Raw genomic sequence first — 13,386 nt, forward strand, 5'->3', positions numbered from 1 at the left:
AATTGCTGTCGAAGACGCTGGGGCAGGAAACCCTCGAATATCAGACGGCGGGCTATTCCGAGGCCAGCATGTTCGACGGTGGCAAGCTCACCCGCTCGGCCAGCACCCAGATCAGCGCCCGAAACCTCATGAACCCCGATGAGATCATGCGGATGCGGCCCACCGACCAACTGTTGATGCTCCAGGGGCAGGCCCCGTTAATCGTGGAGAAGATCCGATATTACGATCAGCGCGAGTTTGCCGGGCTGGCCGATCCCGGTTGAATGGCTGCAGGGCGCATCATCGTCGTCGGCAGCAATGGAATAGGGAAGGGCCATAGCCTTGCCTCCTGACCGCCCTAGGCCTCTCCTCACGGCGTTAGGGTGCGATTGACCCCTAGACCCGCCCCACTTCCCCCCTCGGAAGCCCAGCGGCCTTTAGGCCGCTCTTGTGACGGCAAAGCCGTCACGGATCGGATAGCGCATTGGCCGGTAGGCCAATTCCATAATTCTGTTTGGTGCAAAGGCATGAAGTTACCCACAAGCCAGCCTAGTGTTAAAATATGGGTTAAGTGATGTGTTACGGCTTTTAGAGGATTATGCATCTATCTGAAATATAAATGGAAAATAGGATTTTTCGGGTTCATAGTGAATCAGCTATGACGAAAGAGCGATTCCAGAGTGACGATAAGGTGAATCTACTCTGACGATAGCTCGTGGCTCCTTACCGTAATCGAAATGACGATAGCGCATGAGGTGAATCTGAAATGACGATAATCCTCTTGTGTATGTGAAATGACGATAGTAGTCCTCCGTCAGTGAAATGACGATAGAATCCGCCCCTACTCTGTTTGATGTCGTGCCTGCCGTGGACGGCGACGATCGCACGCCCCTGTTGCCGGTGCGCCACCCTAACCAAGACCTGTTCATCTGCGATGTTCTCGATGCCATCCCCAAGGATGACATGGCCTCGATGGAGCATCCCGTTTTTTCGCTCTCAACCAAACCTGATAATCGGACGCGGCGCTACGAACACAATGGCAATGTCATTGAGATTATCCCTTCGGGGAAAGGTCTGGCGACAATCCACGACAAGGACATTCTAATCTACTGCATTTCGCAGCTCATCGCCAAAATGAACCAAGGTGAAGCCCCTAGCCGCACCGTTCGCTTGCAAGCCTATGACATGCTCGTCGCCACTAATCGGCAGACCAGTGGCGAGGGCTATAGGCTGATGACCGACGCCCTCACCCGCCTGCGTGGAACTACTGTACGAACCAATATCCAGACTGGCGGCGTGGAGGAGACGCGGATTTTCGGCCTGATCGAAGAAGCCAATATCACCCGCAAGACGTTCGATGGCCGGATGCTCGATCTTGAAATTACCCTGTCGGAATGGGTGTATCGCTCCGTTATCAGCAAGAACGTTCTGACCCTCCACCGGGATTATTTCCGGCTCCGCAAGCCCTTCGAGCGGCGCATGTATGAGCTGGCCCGCAAGCATTGCGGTGTGAAAGACGAATGGAAAATCGGGCTGGAATTGCTCCAGAAGAAATGCGGCTCCAACAGTCCGCTCCGAGTGTTCCGTTCACTGGTCAAGAAGGTCTGCGAGCATGATGCGGACCACGCCCATTTCCCCGACTATGCGGTGACGATGGATGATGACGTGGTCCTGTTCCGCAATCGCTCCGGTCTCAAGGGCAAGCCCAATCCGGTCGCCGTCGCCGACGATGCGCCCTACATTGACCCGGAAACTATGCACGACGGCAAAACGGCCGCACCAGGCTATGACGTTTACGCGCTCTATGACGAATGGGTGTCGTGGTGGCACGACATGGGCAAACCGGAGTTGAAAAGCCCACGCGCCGCCTTCCTCGGATTTTGTAAAAAGCGGCACGAACGCAAGCCATTACGCTGATAGAATGCGATGTTTGCATGAGGACATGTAAACATCGCATTCTAAAGCCGTGACTGCTCATACTTGCAATTGAATCATATCTTCGGATACAGGGCCAATATTCATTGGACCCGGCATCGCCGGGTGGCTCGGCCCGGCGCCTATCCCCGGGATAACCATTAGCGAATTAGGGCTTCGCTTTCCGAGTTCTGAGCGTTCCGCGCACTGACGCGATGCCCCGCTAGCCAATCTGTAGGTTCCTGAATGACATCTTTTGCCTCGCTGAAACGCGAATGGCTCGCAAACCCGCGTGCGGACATACTTGCGGGTATCGTCGTTGCATTGGCGCTGATCCCCGAAGCCATCGGCTTCTCGATCATTGCGGGCGTCGATCCGCGCGTTGGACTTTATGCCTCCTTCTCCATCGCCGTCATTACCGCCCTTGTCGGCGGTCGCCCCGGCATGATCTCCGCCGCCACAGCCGCCATCGCGGTGCTAGTGCTACCGCTGATCCGCGATCATGGCGTCGAATATCTGTTTGCCGCTACGATCCTGATGGGCGTGATTCAGGTCATCGCCGGGTTCCTGCGGCTCGACATGCTGATGCAATATGTGTCGCGTTCGGTGATTACCGGATTCGTCAATGCGCTGGCGATTCTGATCTTCATTGCCCAGCTTCCGCAACTGACGGGTGTGACCTGGGTGACGTATGCGATGGTCGCAGGCGGCCTTGCCATTATCTACCTCTTCCCCCGCATCACCAAGGCAGTGCCCTCTCCGCTGGTCGCGATCGTCATCCTGACGATTATCTCGATCTATGGCGGGATGAACGTCAACACAGTCGGGGACATGGGCAAGCTGCCATCGTCGCTGCCCGCATTCCTCATCCCCAACGTGCCCTTCACGTTGGAGACGCTGCAAATCATCCTGCCCTTCTCGCTCACGATGGCCGCCGTTGGCCTGCTGGAGTCAATGATGACAGCGCAGATCGTGGATGACCTGACCGACACCGGATCGGACAAGCGTCGTGAGATGAAGGGCCAGGGCATCGCCAATTTCGCAACCGGGTTCCTCGGCGGCATGGGTGGCTGCGCAATGATCGGCCAGTCCGTCATTAACGTGAAGTCGGGCGGCTCAACCCGATTGTCCACCTTCGTATCAGGTGTGTTCCTGCTGTTCCTGATCGTGGTGCTTGGCCCATTGGTGGCGCAGATTCCGATGCCTTCGTTGGTCGCGGTAATGATTATGGTGTCGATCGGCACATTCAGTTGGCGGTCGATCAAGGACCTCCGCACCAATCCATGGCAGTCCTCGGTGGTCATGGTCGCCACCGTCGTCATCGTCGTTTGGACGCATGATCTAGCGCAAGGCGTGCTGGCGGGCGTTATCCTGTCGGGCCTGTTCTTCGCCAGCAAGGTCAAGCGTCTCTTCACCGTCGCGTCCGAGCTTTCGGTCGATGGCAAGGCTCGTACCTATCGTGTCGCAGGCCAGGTGTTCTTCGCCTCGTCGGACAACTTCACGTCCGCCTTCGACTACAAGGAGGTTCTTGATCGTGTCGTGATCGATGTAAGCGACGCGCATTTCTGGGACATTTCGGCAATCGGCACGCTCGACAAGGCCATTCTCAAATTCCGCCGTGAAGGCACGGCGGTCGAGGTGATCGGTCTTAATGACGCCAGCGCCTCGATGGTCGAACGCTATGCCATTCACGACAAGCCGGGTGCGGACGCGCAGCTCGGCGCGCATTGAGGAGAGAAGTCATGACCAAGATACTCGCATGTATCGACGCCTCGGCCTACGCCGCCAGCGTCTGCGATCTCGCGGCCTGGGCGTCCAAACGCCTCGACTTGCCCGTCGAGCTGCTCCATGTCGTGCAGCGCAAGGATGCTGTGGCAGAGCGGCATGATTTGAGCGGTGCTATTGGCTTGGGAGCCAGAACTGACCTTCTGGAAGAGCTGACGAAACTGGAAGAGGCCGATGCCAGACTTCAGGTCGAGCGTGGCCGCATCTTGCTTGCGACGATGGCTGAACGCCTCCAGGCTGACGGTGCGAAAGCGATTTCTCCCCTGCACCGCCATGGTGGCATCGTGGAAACGATCCTAGAGCGCGAAAGCGATGCCCGCGTCATTGTCATTGGCAAACGCGGAGCCAGCCATGAGTTCGCGTCCGATCATATCGGGTCGAAGATCGAACGGGTCGTGCGCGCCAGCGCCAAGCCCGTGCTAATCGCGTCTAGGGCGGTCGCGGAACCGCAATCGGTCATCCTTGCTTATGATGGCAGCAAGGCCGCCGATCGTGCGCTGGAGCGGGTCGCCAACTCACCCCTGTTCGACGGTCTACCGGTCCATGTCGTCACGATCGGTCCTGATGACGAAAAGCATCACAAACTGCTGGATAATGCTGGTGCTACCCTGGCCGGTGGCCGATCTGTCGAATTAACGGTCGTGCAAGGCAAGCCCGAGGATGCCATTGCCGAGGTGGTGGGCAAGACCCCGGACGCGCTGCTGGTCATGGGAGCTTATGGGCATTCACCCCTTCGCACCCTGATTGTCGGCAGCACCACGACGACGCTCATTCGCACGGTTCATGTGCCGGTGCTGCTGGTGCGTTGACATGGCGCTCGACCTCGACCTGTTCCGCGAGAAGCTGCTGCTGTTGAAGCGGATGCTTCTCGCCCAGGAGGAGATGTCGAAAGAGGGCCGCGCGCCGGTTACGCTCGAACAGGACAGCGTAGGCCGACTGTCGCGGATCGACGCTATGCAGATGCAGGCCATGGCGTTTGCCCAGCAACGTCGCCGCGAAAGTGAGCGCGCAGCTATCGACGCTGCCTTGCGCCGGATCGAACAGGGCGAGTTCGGCTATTGCCTCACCTGCGGAGAGGAGATCGCCGAAGCGCGCCTGTTCAACCTTCCATCGGTGATGAGTTGCATCGATTGCGCCCGTCAAAAATAGAAATGGAGAGGGTCATGCCTACTGGCACGGTCAGATATGTAGACCGGGATCGCGGATTTGGTTTCATTTCTCGGGACGACAAGCAACCTAAGGTATTCGTGCATGTGACTGCGGTGCTAGAGGCCGGATATGCTGATCTTGAGAAAGGCCAGCGCTGGGCATTTGACCTAGCGGAAGATCGAGGAAAGCAGATCGCGGTCAATCTCATTGCAATCTAAACTCACAGCTCCGCCTCGATTGGCAGGCATCATGTTTGCATGTAAGCATGCCTACTTTCCAACAGGGCTTTCTCCCATCTTGCGAAGCCAGTCGTTGAACGCCTCGGCCATTGCATCCTGCAAGCTCATTCCGTGCTTGCGGGCGGTCATGTGCATGGCGAATGACATTTCCGGGCTGAAATAGCCGGTCATGGCCTTCTTCCCCTGACGACTTGGTGCAACCGGGCTGCTCCCGGTGTTGCTGGCGATCGGCGCGGCCGCCTTCCCCTTTAACTCGGTCGCCATCGGCGGCGGCACGGGATCGCGGTCCCGCAAGGAAAGCAATGATCCCTTCCGGCTCATGCGCTAACTCTCCTCTTAGATGCTTGCATGTTTACATGCACGCATGTCCATTTGTAAAGCTGGCGCACCTCGTCAGCCGCCTTGCCGTTCGGTTCTACTTCCATCGCTGTTTTCCCCTCGGCTGCTGCATGGCGGAAGGCGGCGCGATCTGCGATGTGCTGTGGGCAGGCTTCCAGCCCATAATCCTGCACGAGTTGCGCTGCTTCCTCATACATGCGTGGGGCGGTCGGGCTTCCCGCCGTAAAGATTACAAAAGCAGGCTTGCCGCGCATCTTCACAAGGCTGGCGGTCGTCTTGATCGCGGCTAGATCGAATGCGCTTGGCCGACATGGGATCAGCACCAAGTCGGCCGCCTCGACGGCAGCGCTGGCCGCACTGTCAGCATGGGGCGGGGTGTCGATCACGATGAAGTCCGCGCCCTGCGCCGTCGCCTGCTCAATCTTGGCGGCAAGGCGCGGGGGGGCGCTATCGATCACGACCGGGGGAGCGTCCTGCCGCCAAGCTGCCCATTGGCTCGCTGTTGCCTGTGGATCTAGGTCGATCACCAGTGCGGTATGACCGGCATCCTCGGCAGCAGCAGCCAGATGCAAGGCGAGGGTGGTTTTCCCCGCGCCGCCCTTTTGGCTGATAATTGCAATTGTTGGCATGTGTGTATCCCTACATGACCGCATGTTTGCATGCGGTCATGCCGTTCAATCATCTGCCAATCAAGCGTGAAATGGTTGCTTGGCTGACATTGAATAGGGCGGCGACGGTGCGCTGTGTATCACCGGCAGCAAGCCTATCTAGCGCTTCAGCCTGCTGATGTGCCGTAAGGGCCAACTTACGCCCGAATTTTACCCCACGCGCCCTTGCCTGGACACGCCCTGCGGCGGTGCGCTCGGTGATGCGCTCCCGTTCCCAGCTCGCCGCGATCCCCAACACCGCGATTATCACCTCGGCAAATTGCGAAGTCGTATCCACCATCGGCTCGGCCAGCGAACGGAAGCCAGCCCCGGCCTCCTTCACCGCATGGAGGATATTCAACAGGTCACGGGTATTGCGGGCAAGGCGGTCGGTCGCTGTCACCATCAGAACGTCGCCTTCATCCAGCGCGCCGATCGCGCGCTTGAGCTGGGGCCGCTCGGCCGTCGCGCCGCTGATCTTCTCACGGTAGATTTTTACGCACCCGGCGGCGGTGAGCTGGGCGAGCTGCTGGGCCAAGTCTTGGCTGTTGGTGGAAACGCGCGCGTAACCGTAGATCATGGCCAGAATGATGCATCAGATTTTTGCATCAGGAAAGAGGCCGGATTCTTGCGGCTTTCAACATGATGCAAAACTTTTGATTTTCGTATCAGCGATGTAGCATACTCGGGCACAATGGCACTTTTCCGATATCTGATTATCTCTGCCGTTGCGCTTGCTGGATGCTCGCAAGAGCCGACAACCTCGCAGACAACTTTGACGGGCAGCGCAGCAGCCGTAGCAGGCCGCCCAAAATATCAGGATCCAGAACGCTACGAGGTGGAAAGTTGCTGCACATTGAAACTCGCCTCCGGCGTCCGCTCGAAACGCCTCCAAGGCACCGATTCAATTGTGCAAGATGTGTCTGGACCGGGATATATATTGCATATCGTTTTCGGACCTTATGACAGCTCTCAAGCTGCCGCCGGTTATCATCTTGCTGATAAGCAGATAATCGACGGTGTTACCTTGGCCTCTTTCCAATGGACCGATCACCAGCATCCGCCACCAGAAGGTCAGCTATTATGGATGGCACAGGTAGGAGGAGGCAAGATCAATGGCGTAAACCATGCTGCTTGGGGCCTACGGATTAGTTCCGATTGCGAAACTTCCGATAGCTGCCATGCAGCAACGGCGTTGGTCAAAACGATCCGGTTCTAAACTCGCTTTCTGATGCAAAACTTGTGACTTTCGGATCAACCCTACTGAATCAGGTCTCCTGGGTCCGGCCCCTCGTCCTCATGATCTTCCATCTCGGAAACCTCGCCCGCTGCAATTAGATCAGCCAACCTTACAGCACCGCGAACCAGAGAACTCTTAATCTGTGCCGTAAAGGCCGACCTCTGGGGCGGGTCTTTATACATGATGGCATTTTGCAAGTTTGTGTGGCTTGTGCCTTCTACGTTAACAAGCACAGGCTTAAACTCACCCGGCTTATCCGCATCGGCTTCCAAGCGATAAGTCATAAATATGATATTGACCTGCGGGTCATTCTTAACATCGCTAGTTTTCATAAATGCCGCGCGACCTAGTATATACTGATATACTTGCTCAGGAATAACCGCGACAATTTTTGATTTCCAATGGTGATGGAAATAGCCTTTTCGAATGAGCTGGGTGATATAACGCTTGTATACGTTGTCCCAATTGAAGCCATATGTCGGCTTTTTCTCTAGATCTTCTCCGGCCCGCAAAGCCTGATAAGCAGGAAAAACAGAGCCAGTAATATCGATGGCCTGAAGTTCTACCGACAGGAATTGGTCGATCTCCTTATCGCTCTTGACGTCTGCGATAACGAAATCGACATTCCCGAAGCCCTCCATTTTGACTTCGCGGGCAATCTGCGGATCGGTAGGCTTCTCACCAGGCCAGCAATGTTCGATGACCTCTGTCAGAAAATCGACAGCGTAGAATCGCTTCGGACAGACGAAAATCAACTCTGGCCCTTGGGTCGATTTCCGGGGTGCGGGCTTCCAAAGACTGCACACGGGATAAGGCTCGCTGGGGAGCTGTGTGCTGCGCTTGGGGCATCGCGACTGAATGTACGGGCACTCGAAATCGGCGGCGGCAGGATCGACACCCTTTGCCGCCCGCCGACCTAATACCTCTCCAACAATCGACTCAGGTTCAAACGGCAATCGGGAGTTCCTCACGCAGGCTGGCTTTCACCTGCTTAGAGGCCATCCCTGCCGTATCCGCAAGAAGTAGTGCTTCGGCAACGCACTTGCCGAGTAGAGGCGGGACCGCATTACCGACCTGCACATATTGCTCTGTGCTGTTGCCCTTGAACGTGAAGAAATCAGGAAATGATTGTAGCCTTGCTGCCTCGCGAACCGTGAACGAACGATCTTGGACGGGGTGAATATAGGCCCCCCAATGCACATCGCACTTGGTCAATACTGTGCATGACAGGTCTGTTTTTTTGGGTCGACCATATCGCTTGGTATGGTCGCTACGCTTGGCCAACTTCATGCCTGCGGGCAACAGGTCGATCGGTATGTCCCGCCATGATCCCCCGGCGGGAATATGTCGCATCCGCTCCTGGTTAATCCGCGATAGCCTAGATGCGGAATGGTTCTGCACGATAGTGCAGTCCCCTCTCAACAAAGCCTGATAGCTGTTTTGAGGCCGTTTTCCGTATGGTCGCGGCCCAGCACGATCGCCGTTTTCCAACTTAGGAAGATCGGAAATAGCATCCCAAACTGTCACGAAGGGCAACAAGCCTGGGCCATGTGTTTGTTCGGGGAACAAGATTGGCGCATCGGTGCGCGTGGCAATGAAAAACACGCGCCTGCGCTCTTGGGGCACCCCATATTCTTCGGCGCGGAGTACCTTCATATCGACGCGATAGCCGAGGCTTTTCATACCCTCGAATATCTCATGCACTATGCCGCCCCCGCCGATCGACGTGATGCCGGTTACGTTCTCCATCACGATCCAACGCGGCTGAATGCCCTTCACGATCCGAAGATACTCGCGAAACAAGCCTGCGCGTGGGTCATTGACGCCTCGCTGGTGATTATAAACCGAATAGCCCTGGCACGGCGGACCACCGACGATCACGTCGATTTCGCCCTTCTTGACGCCAGCAGCCTTTAAGAGCTGCTGTGCTGTAACGTCCTGAATCGGCCCGCCAATGAACTTGGCTTCTGGGTGGGTCGCGGAAAATGTCTCGCCTGCCCGGTCGTCATAATCCTGTCCGGCTAAGACGTGGAAACCCGCCTGCCGAAACCCCTCGGAAAGGCCACCGGCTCCGCAGAAAAGATCGATGACGGTCATGTTATGGCGCGATTTCATCGGCTCCCCCTACGCTTCAATCCTGTCAGGGGAAGCGGCAGCTGCTGCTCATCCCCATCAGTGCGCTCGATCAACGAGCTGATCGCATGACGGCCAAGCCATGCCTTCGACACCTTCGACCGAGCCGCAAGCTGATCGAAAGCGGCATATTCATCTTCGGACAGATTAACGGTGATCCGGTTTTTCGACGGCATAGGTTGCCTCACTTTGCCGCAAAGTGCAGCACTTTGCATCTCTATGCCTCCGGTTCAACGCCTAGTCAATTTCATGTTTGTTCTCTTTTTGTTCTCATAAAAAGCCCGCAAATGCAATGCTTTCGGGAGCTATTCCTGATATAAATATCGGCATTATGAGCATCCAGCCAATCGACTTAGAAGCCCTGCGCGCCCAAGTGCGGTCGATGGCTTATGTGCGCGGTACGCCCGACGCAGTGGCGCTGTGGCGTGAGGACATGGCCGAATCCCGCGCCAACCTCGCCATTGAAAACATGATCCTGTCACCCGATGAGGAAGCCATGTTCGCGATGATGCTGGACGAGGGGCTACCCCCTGCGCTGATGCCCTCGGTCATCCTCACCCTTTATGGGCAGGGCGCTACCGCTCTCGATCGGGCTGACGCGGTGCCCTGACCCGCCCTGGAAACATTTCTTCGTGGATCGGCTCCACCACCGCCACCGCGCCCTTTCCACCGTCCCGCACTTTGGCAGGCTCGAACACGCGCCCCCGGTCGAGCTGGTCAGCGATCCATTCTCGCGCCCGCGCAGCATCGCGGGCCGCGCCGTCAGGATCACTCTTGTTCAGCCCCTTGGCGATCGCCTGGGCCACCATATAATTCCCCTGCGCGGCCCGTAGCTCTGGGTCCGCCGCAGCTTCTTTGTCGGTCGCCTGCCTGAACCTGTCGCCCAGGGTCAGCGCGCGACCGACGCCGGCACTCGATGCGCCGGCAGTGCCGGCGACGAGCTGGGCCAGCGTCTCGCCCATCGCGTCCACCTTCCCCTGCATCGCCTCGACCTGGTTCGCCAGATTCTCCACCGCTGCCAGCACGGCGCGCTGGGTCGCCAGCAACGCCATCACCGGATCGTCGCTATCATCGCTCATCGTTCGCGGCCCCTGTCCCGATCCTTGTCCCTGGTGCGCTCCCGATCGCGCTCGGCCTGGTCGTGATCTGATCCGCCCTTATCGCCGATGCGCGATGCAATGCGCTCGGCGGCGCTCCTCGGCTCCGGGGCGTCACGGTTACGCTCGCCACGCTGTGCCGTCGCCTCTGCGATCCGCTCGGCTGCGCCACGATCCTCGGCCTGGCTACCCCATGCCGCGCTAAGACGGTCGCGCAGCCCCTGCGCCACGTCCTTGGCCTTGTCGCCTATGCCGCGCATGGTTTCCGCGATCCTGGCGCTGAGGTCGCGAAGCTGCTGGGTTAGCTCGCGCCGCTCCCGGTTGCGCGCCTGCACCCCGCGCTGTTCGTCGCCGCGCTCGGTGATGATGCCCTTGCGCTCCATCGCCACCGCCGACAACGGCACCTTGCCCAGCGGCTCCCGGCCTAGATCCTCTTCCCTTTCCGCGTCACCACGCTCCCGCGCCGCCTCGCGCTGGTCCTTAAGCGAACGATGGTCGATGCGCTCATCGTGCCCTGCCCTTTCAAGGGCGCGATTGGCATGGTCAGCCCATGCCGCCCGCCAGCCCTCAAGCCGCTCGCTGGCGTTCCAATCCCGGTTCTTCTTGCCGAACCCCTCGCCGGTCAAATCACGCATTGTCAGCATGACATGCGCGTGCGGCTGTTCCTGCCCGTCCGCCGAATGGCCCCGGTGCAGCGACACGTCCGCAATCATCCCCTGCGACACGAAATGCTCGCGCACATACCCCTCGACCAGCGCCCGCCGATCCTCCGCGCCCAATTCGCGCGGAAGGGAGATTTCCACCTCGCGGGCAAGCTGGGCATCCTTGCGCTTCTCGGCCGCCTCAACACCATTCCACAGGCGCGAGCGATCGAGCATCCAGTCGGGCGTGCGATCCGGGGCCATGATCTCGCGATGCTCGATGTCCGACTTGCGCGTGTAGTCGTGGCATTTGCCCAGGCGCTCGTCGGTCAGCCGCTCGCCCGACCGATAGGCGGCGGCGGCAACCGCGCTGCGCCCGGTGGCCCGCGAGATGACTTTGACGGAGCAATGGTAGATCGCCACGGGCCACGCGCCTTTTTACTTCCTTCACTTAAGGGGGAAGCCGTCCGGCGGGGGCAAAGCCCCCACGAGGACCACGCACATTGCGAAGCAATGTATAAGCGTGCCCTTATCTTCGCTAAGGTAGCCTTGTTGCGATCCTCTTGCTATAGCGAACTGACAAGGAGGACCGCATGGCACGGACACCCGTTGAAGAGCGCCTTGAGAAAATGCGCGAGGACGAGCGCAAGCTACGCGAGCGGCGAAAGGCGCTGGAGGCACGGCTTTCTGCTGAACGCCGCAAGGCCGAAACCCGCGAGCGCATCATGCTTGGCGCGTTCATCCTCCACCACATAGACGAGGATACGCCTACGGGTCGCCAGCTCGCGCCGCTCCTGCAACGCGAACTCCCGCTGTTCCTGACCCGTGAGCGTGACCATGCGTTGATGGCCCCTCTGCTCAAGCGGCTGAAGGAGAAGGAATGATGGCAGGGCCGCTGGTCGGGGGCGAACGGGGTATCGGTTGCGGCCTGACTGTCGGCGGCGGTTTCGCCATCCTGGCCCAGTCGGCCCGAAGCTGCGATTTTGGTCATCTTGGAGAACAGGTCGGGAACGGGCTGGTTGTTGTTGACGGTCGCCCATGCGAGGAACGACGTTCCGCTCCGATAAGGGAGCGGCGTTATGAGCCTTGGCGTTTCGAGTGGGGATCTGATCGGCTCCTGGAGCCTGAGTTTTTCGGACATCGCGTTCGTGACCGGCAAAGCGGAGACGGCACGACTGGGATTGGCGGTTCAGCTTAGATTTTTCGCCGCGCATGGCTTCTTTGTGCCGGATCATGCGTCGATACCCTCCGACGGTGTCTTGTATCTGGCGGAGCAACTTGGTCTCGATGCCAAATCCGTGAACCACTATGATTTTTCCGGTCGCACCGCCCGCCGGCATTGCGCGGAGATTTTGCGGCATCTCGGGTTCCGCCGTATGACGCAGACGGATCGCAGGGCGTTGTCGGGGTGGATTTCCGACGATCTTTGTGCGGGCGGGCAGTCGATCAATGCCATGCTCGAGCATGTTTTCCTGTGGTGCCGCGACCGCCGTATCTATGGGCCGTCGCGCAAGGAGCTGGAACGCCTCGTCCGCTCGCAACGACACCTCTATCTGGAGGCCCTGTTGGCCCGAGTCGGCGACCGGCTTGCGCCGGATGCGATCGCCTTGCTGGAAGCCTCGCTCGCCGATCCCGATGGCCCGACCGGCTTCAACACGATGAAGGGCGATGCAGGTCAGGCGACGCTCGAAAACATTCTTGGCGTGACCGCCAAACTCGCCTTTATCCAGCGGCTTGCTCTTCCCCGAGATTTCCTATCGGTCACGGGCAAGGCATGGGTCGATCAGATCGTTCGCCGGGTTGCCGGCGAGAAAGCCTCGGAGATGCGCCGGCATGTACCGGCGCGCCAGCTCGGGCTCTATGCCGTTTATCTGATGGCGCGGGAAGCTCAGCTTACGGATGCGATGGTCGACCTGCTGATCGAGACGGTCCATAAGATCGGATCGCGCTCGAAACGCAAGGTGGTGGGCGATATCGCGAAAGACATCGAGCGGGTCTATGGCAAGGAGCGACTCCTGGTCGAGATTGCCAGCGCTTCGATCGACGATCCATCCGGGCGCATCTGCGATGTCATTTTCCCAATCGCCGGCAAGGACAAGCTGGCGGCGATCGTCAAGGAAAGCCAGGCAAAGGGCGCCTTGGATCGGCGGATCTACAAGGTGATGCGGGGGTCATGGGCCAATCATTATCGCCGTATGCTGCCAAGCCTGCTTTCGGCACTGG

Annotated in this window: 18 protein-coding genes and 1 other annotated feature; of the genes, 10 read left to right on the forward strand and 8 right to left on the reverse strand. The window is 58.7% G+C overall.

The genetic code is table 11. The features are described 5' to 3' along the window. The 6 genes from YP76_RS26120 to YP76_RS26145 form a co-directional block, all read left to right on the forward strand. Nucleotides 1–263, forward strand: a 263-nt coding sequence (locus YP76_RS26120; protein WP_046766304.1) for a type IV secretory system conjugative DNA transfer family protein, incomplete at its 5' end; no start/stop codon positions are given. A 583-nt stretch (nucleotides 264–846) separates the two neighbouring features. Further along, nucleotides 847–1,896, forward strand: a complete 1,050-nt coding sequence (locus tag YP76_RS26125) for a replication initiator protein A (protein ID WP_232307737.1) — start codon at nucleotides 847–849, stop codon at nucleotides 1,894–1,896. A 103-nt stretch (nucleotides 1,897–1,999) separates the two neighbouring features. Beyond that, nucleotides 2,000–2,053 (forward strand) — a sequence feature (sul1 is cis-regulatory element that is thought to sense ions involved in sulfur or methionine metabolism; They are found in Alphaproteobacteria). A gap of 86 nt (nucleotides 2,054–2,139) precedes the next feature. After that, nucleotides 2,140–3,624 (forward strand): SulP family inorganic anion transporter, encoded by a 1,485-nt coding sequence (locus tag YP76_RS26130; protein WP_014082632.1) that lies wholly within the window; start codon nucleotides 2,140–2,142, stop codon nucleotides 3,622–3,624. 11 nt (nucleotides 3,625–3,635) lie between these two features. Then, nucleotides 3,636–4,487, forward strand: coding sequence for a universal stress protein (locus YP76_RS26135; protein ID WP_014082631.1), 852 nt, complete (start codon nucleotides 3,636–3,638; stop codon nucleotides 4,485–4,487). Between the two features lies 1 nt (nucleotide 4,488). Next, nucleotides 4,489–4,827, forward strand: coding sequence for a TraR/DksA family transcriptional regulator (locus tag YP76_RS26140; RefSeq protein ID WP_014082630.1), 339 nt, complete (start codon nucleotides 4,489–4,491; stop codon nucleotides 4,825–4,827). Nucleotides 4,828–4,841: 14 nt separating this feature from the next. Then, nucleotides 4,842–5,045, forward strand: coding sequence for a cold-shock protein (locus YP76_RS26145; protein WP_046766308.1), 204 nt, complete (start codon nucleotides 4,842–4,844; stop codon nucleotides 5,043–5,045). A gap of 51 nt (nucleotides 5,046–5,096) precedes the next feature. Here YP76_RS26145 and YP76_RS26150 read toward each other — a convergent pair whose 3' ends face one another. The 3 genes from YP76_RS26150 to YP76_RS26160 are packed head-to-tail and all read right to left on the reverse strand — an operon-like array spanning nucleotide 5,097 to nucleotide 6,632. Continuing rightward, complete coding sequence (locus YP76_RS26150) at nucleotides 5,097–5,387, reverse strand: ribbon-helix-helix domain-containing protein (protein ID WP_046766305.1); 291 nt, start codon at nucleotides 5,385–5,387, stop codon at nucleotides 5,097–5,099. After that, nucleotides 5,384–6,034: a ParA family partition ATPase gene (gene parA / locus YP76_RS26155; protein ID WP_014082627.1), complete on the reverse strand. Its 651-nt coding sequence runs from the start codon at nucleotides 6,032–6,034 to the stop codon at nucleotides 5,384–5,386. The genes YP76_RS26150 and parA overlap by 4 nt, the downstream gene beginning before the upstream one ends. A gap of 49 nt (nucleotides 6,035–6,083) precedes the next feature. Beyond that, nucleotides 6,084–6,632 carry a recombinase family protein gene (locus YP76_RS26160; RefSeq protein ID WP_014082626.1) on the reverse strand — a complete coding sequence of 183 codons (549 nt, stop codon included), beginning with the start codon at nucleotides 6,630–6,632 and terminating at the stop codon, nucleotides 6,084–6,086. 114 nt (nucleotides 6,633–6,746) lie between these two features. On the opposite strand from YP76_RS26160, the gene YP76_RS28075 reads away from it, so the two are divergent. Further along, nucleotides 6,747–7,271 carry a hypothetical protein gene (locus YP76_RS28075; RefSeq protein WP_014082625.1) on the forward strand — a complete coding sequence of 175 codons (525 nt, stop codon included), beginning with the start codon at nucleotides 6,747–6,749 and terminating at the stop codon, nucleotides 7,269–7,271. Between the two features lie 41 nt (nucleotides 7,272–7,312). Here YP76_RS28075 and YP76_RS26165 read toward each other — a convergent pair whose 3' ends face one another. From YP76_RS26165 to YP76_RS26175, 3 genes are read right to left on the reverse strand one after another with little or no spacing between them, the layout of a single operon-like run. Beyond that, nucleotides 7,313–8,248 carry a NotI family restriction endonuclease gene (locus YP76_RS26165; protein WP_172684419.1) on the reverse strand — a complete coding sequence of 312 codons (936 nt, stop codon included), beginning with the start codon at nucleotides 8,246–8,248 and terminating at the stop codon, nucleotides 7,313–7,315. Beyond that, nucleotides 8,238–9,389 carry a DNA cytosine methyltransferase gene (locus YP76_RS26170; RefSeq protein ID WP_052757592.1) on the reverse strand — a complete coding sequence of 384 codons (1,152 nt, stop codon included), beginning with the start codon at nucleotides 9,387–9,389 and terminating at the stop codon, nucleotides 8,238–8,240. Before YP76_RS26170 ends, YP76_RS26165 begins: the two co-directional genes overlap by 11 nt. A gap of 14 nt (nucleotides 9,390–9,403) precedes the next feature. Then, on the reverse strand, nucleotides 9,404–9,640 hold the full coding sequence (locus tag YP76_RS26175; protein WP_084733362.1) for a ribbon-helix-helix domain-containing protein: 237 nt from the start codon (nucleotides 9,638–9,640) through the stop codon (nucleotides 9,404–9,406). A 116-nt stretch (nucleotides 9,641–9,756) separates the two neighbouring features. Here YP76_RS26175 and YP76_RS26180 point away from each other — a divergent pair, with 116 nt between their 5' ends. Then, on the forward strand, nucleotides 9,757–10,035 hold the full coding sequence (locus tag YP76_RS26180; RefSeq protein WP_014082621.1) for a hypothetical protein: 279 nt from the start codon (nucleotides 9,757–9,759) through the stop codon (nucleotides 10,033–10,035). On the opposite strand, the gene YP76_RS26185 is transcribed toward YP76_RS26180, so the two are convergent. Together YP76_RS26185 and mobQ are read right to left on the reverse strand one after the other, a co-directional pair. After that, nucleotides 10,001–10,504: a hypothetical protein gene (locus tag YP76_RS26185; protein WP_014082620.1), complete on the reverse strand. Its 504-nt coding sequence runs from the start codon at nucleotides 10,502–10,504 to the stop codon at nucleotides 10,001–10,003. The genes YP76_RS26180 and YP76_RS26185 overlap by 35 nt on opposite strands. Then, nucleotides 10,501–11,586, reverse strand: a complete 1,086-nt coding sequence (mobQ, locus tag YP76_RS26190; protein ID WP_014082619.1) for a MobQ family relaxase — start codon at nucleotides 11,584–11,586, stop codon at nucleotides 10,501–10,503. The genes YP76_RS26185 and mobQ overlap by 4 nt, the downstream gene beginning before the upstream one ends. A gap of 170 nt (nucleotides 11,587–11,756) precedes the next feature. Here mobQ and YP76_RS26195 point away from each other — a divergent pair, with 170 nt between their 5' ends. Both YP76_RS26195 and YP76_RS26200 read left to right on the forward strand, forming a co-directional pair. Further along, nucleotides 11,757–12,047 (forward strand): hypothetical protein, encoded by a 291-nt coding sequence (locus tag YP76_RS26195; RefSeq protein WP_014082618.1) that lies wholly within the window; start codon nucleotides 11,757–11,759, stop codon nucleotides 12,045–12,047. Nucleotides 12,048–12,242: 195 nt separating this feature from the next. After that, nucleotides 12,243–13,386 (forward strand): DUF4158 domain-containing protein (locus YP76_RS26200; protein WP_046766307.1); only part of this gene is annotated, 1,144 nt, incomplete at its 3' end.

The organism is Sphingobium chungbukense, from assembly GCF_001005725.1.
Lineage (GTDB): Bacteria > Pseudomonadota > Alphaproteobacteria > Sphingomonadales > Sphingomonadaceae > Sphingobium > Sphingobium chungbukense.

Bases quoted from the DNA above. Each gene is read 5' to 3' on its own strand.
- YP76_RS26130 (WP_014082632.1), top strand. From the start codon at position 2,140: ATGACATCTTTTGCCTCGCTGAAACGCGAATGGCTCGCAAACCCGCGT.
- YP76_RS26135 (WP_014082631.1), top strand. From the start codon at position 3,636: ATGACCAAGATACTCGCATGTATCGACGCCTCGGCCTACGCCGCCAGC.
- YP76_RS26140 (WP_014082630.1), top strand. From the start codon at position 4,489: ATGGCGCTCGACCTCGACCTGTTCCGCGAGAAGCTGCTGCTGTTGAAG.
- YP76_RS26145 (WP_046766308.1), top strand. From the start codon at position 4,842: ATGCCTACTGGCACGGTCAGATATGTAGACCGGGATCGCGGATTTGGT.
- YP76_RS26150 (WP_046766305.1), bottom strand. From the start codon at position 5,387: ATGAGCCGGAAGGGATCATTGCTTTCCTTGCGGGACCGCGATCCCGTG.
- parA (WP_014082627.1), bottom strand. From the start codon at position 6,034: ATGCCAACAATTGCAATTATCAGCCAAAAGGGCGGCGCGGGGAAAACC.
- YP76_RS26160 (WP_014082626.1), bottom strand. From the start codon at position 6,632: ATGATCTACGGTTACGCGCGCGTTTCCACCAACAGCCAAGACTTGGCC.
- YP76_RS28075 (WP_014082625.1), top strand. From the start codon at position 6,747: ATGGCACTTTTCCGATATCTGATTATCTCTGCCGTTGCGCTTGCTGGA.
- YP76_RS26170 (WP_052757592.1), bottom strand. From the start codon at position 9,389: ATGACCGTCATCGATCTTTTCTGCGGAGCCGGTGGCCTTTCCGAGGGG.
- YP76_RS26175 (WP_084733362.1), bottom strand. From the start codon at position 9,640: ATGCAAAGTGCTGCACTTTGCGGCAAAGTGAGGCAACCTATGCCGTCG.
- YP76_RS26180 (WP_014082621.1), top strand. From the start codon at position 9,757: ATGAGCATCCAGCCAATCGACTTAGAAGCCCTGCGCGCCCAAGTGCGG.
- YP76_RS26185 (WP_014082620.1), bottom strand. From the start codon at position 10,504: ATGAGCGATGATAGCGACGATCCGGTGATGGCGTTGCTGGCGACCCAG.
- YP76_RS26195 (WP_014082618.1), top strand. From the start codon at position 11,757: ATGGCACGGACACCCGTTGAAGAGCGCCTTGAGAAAATGCGCGAGGAC.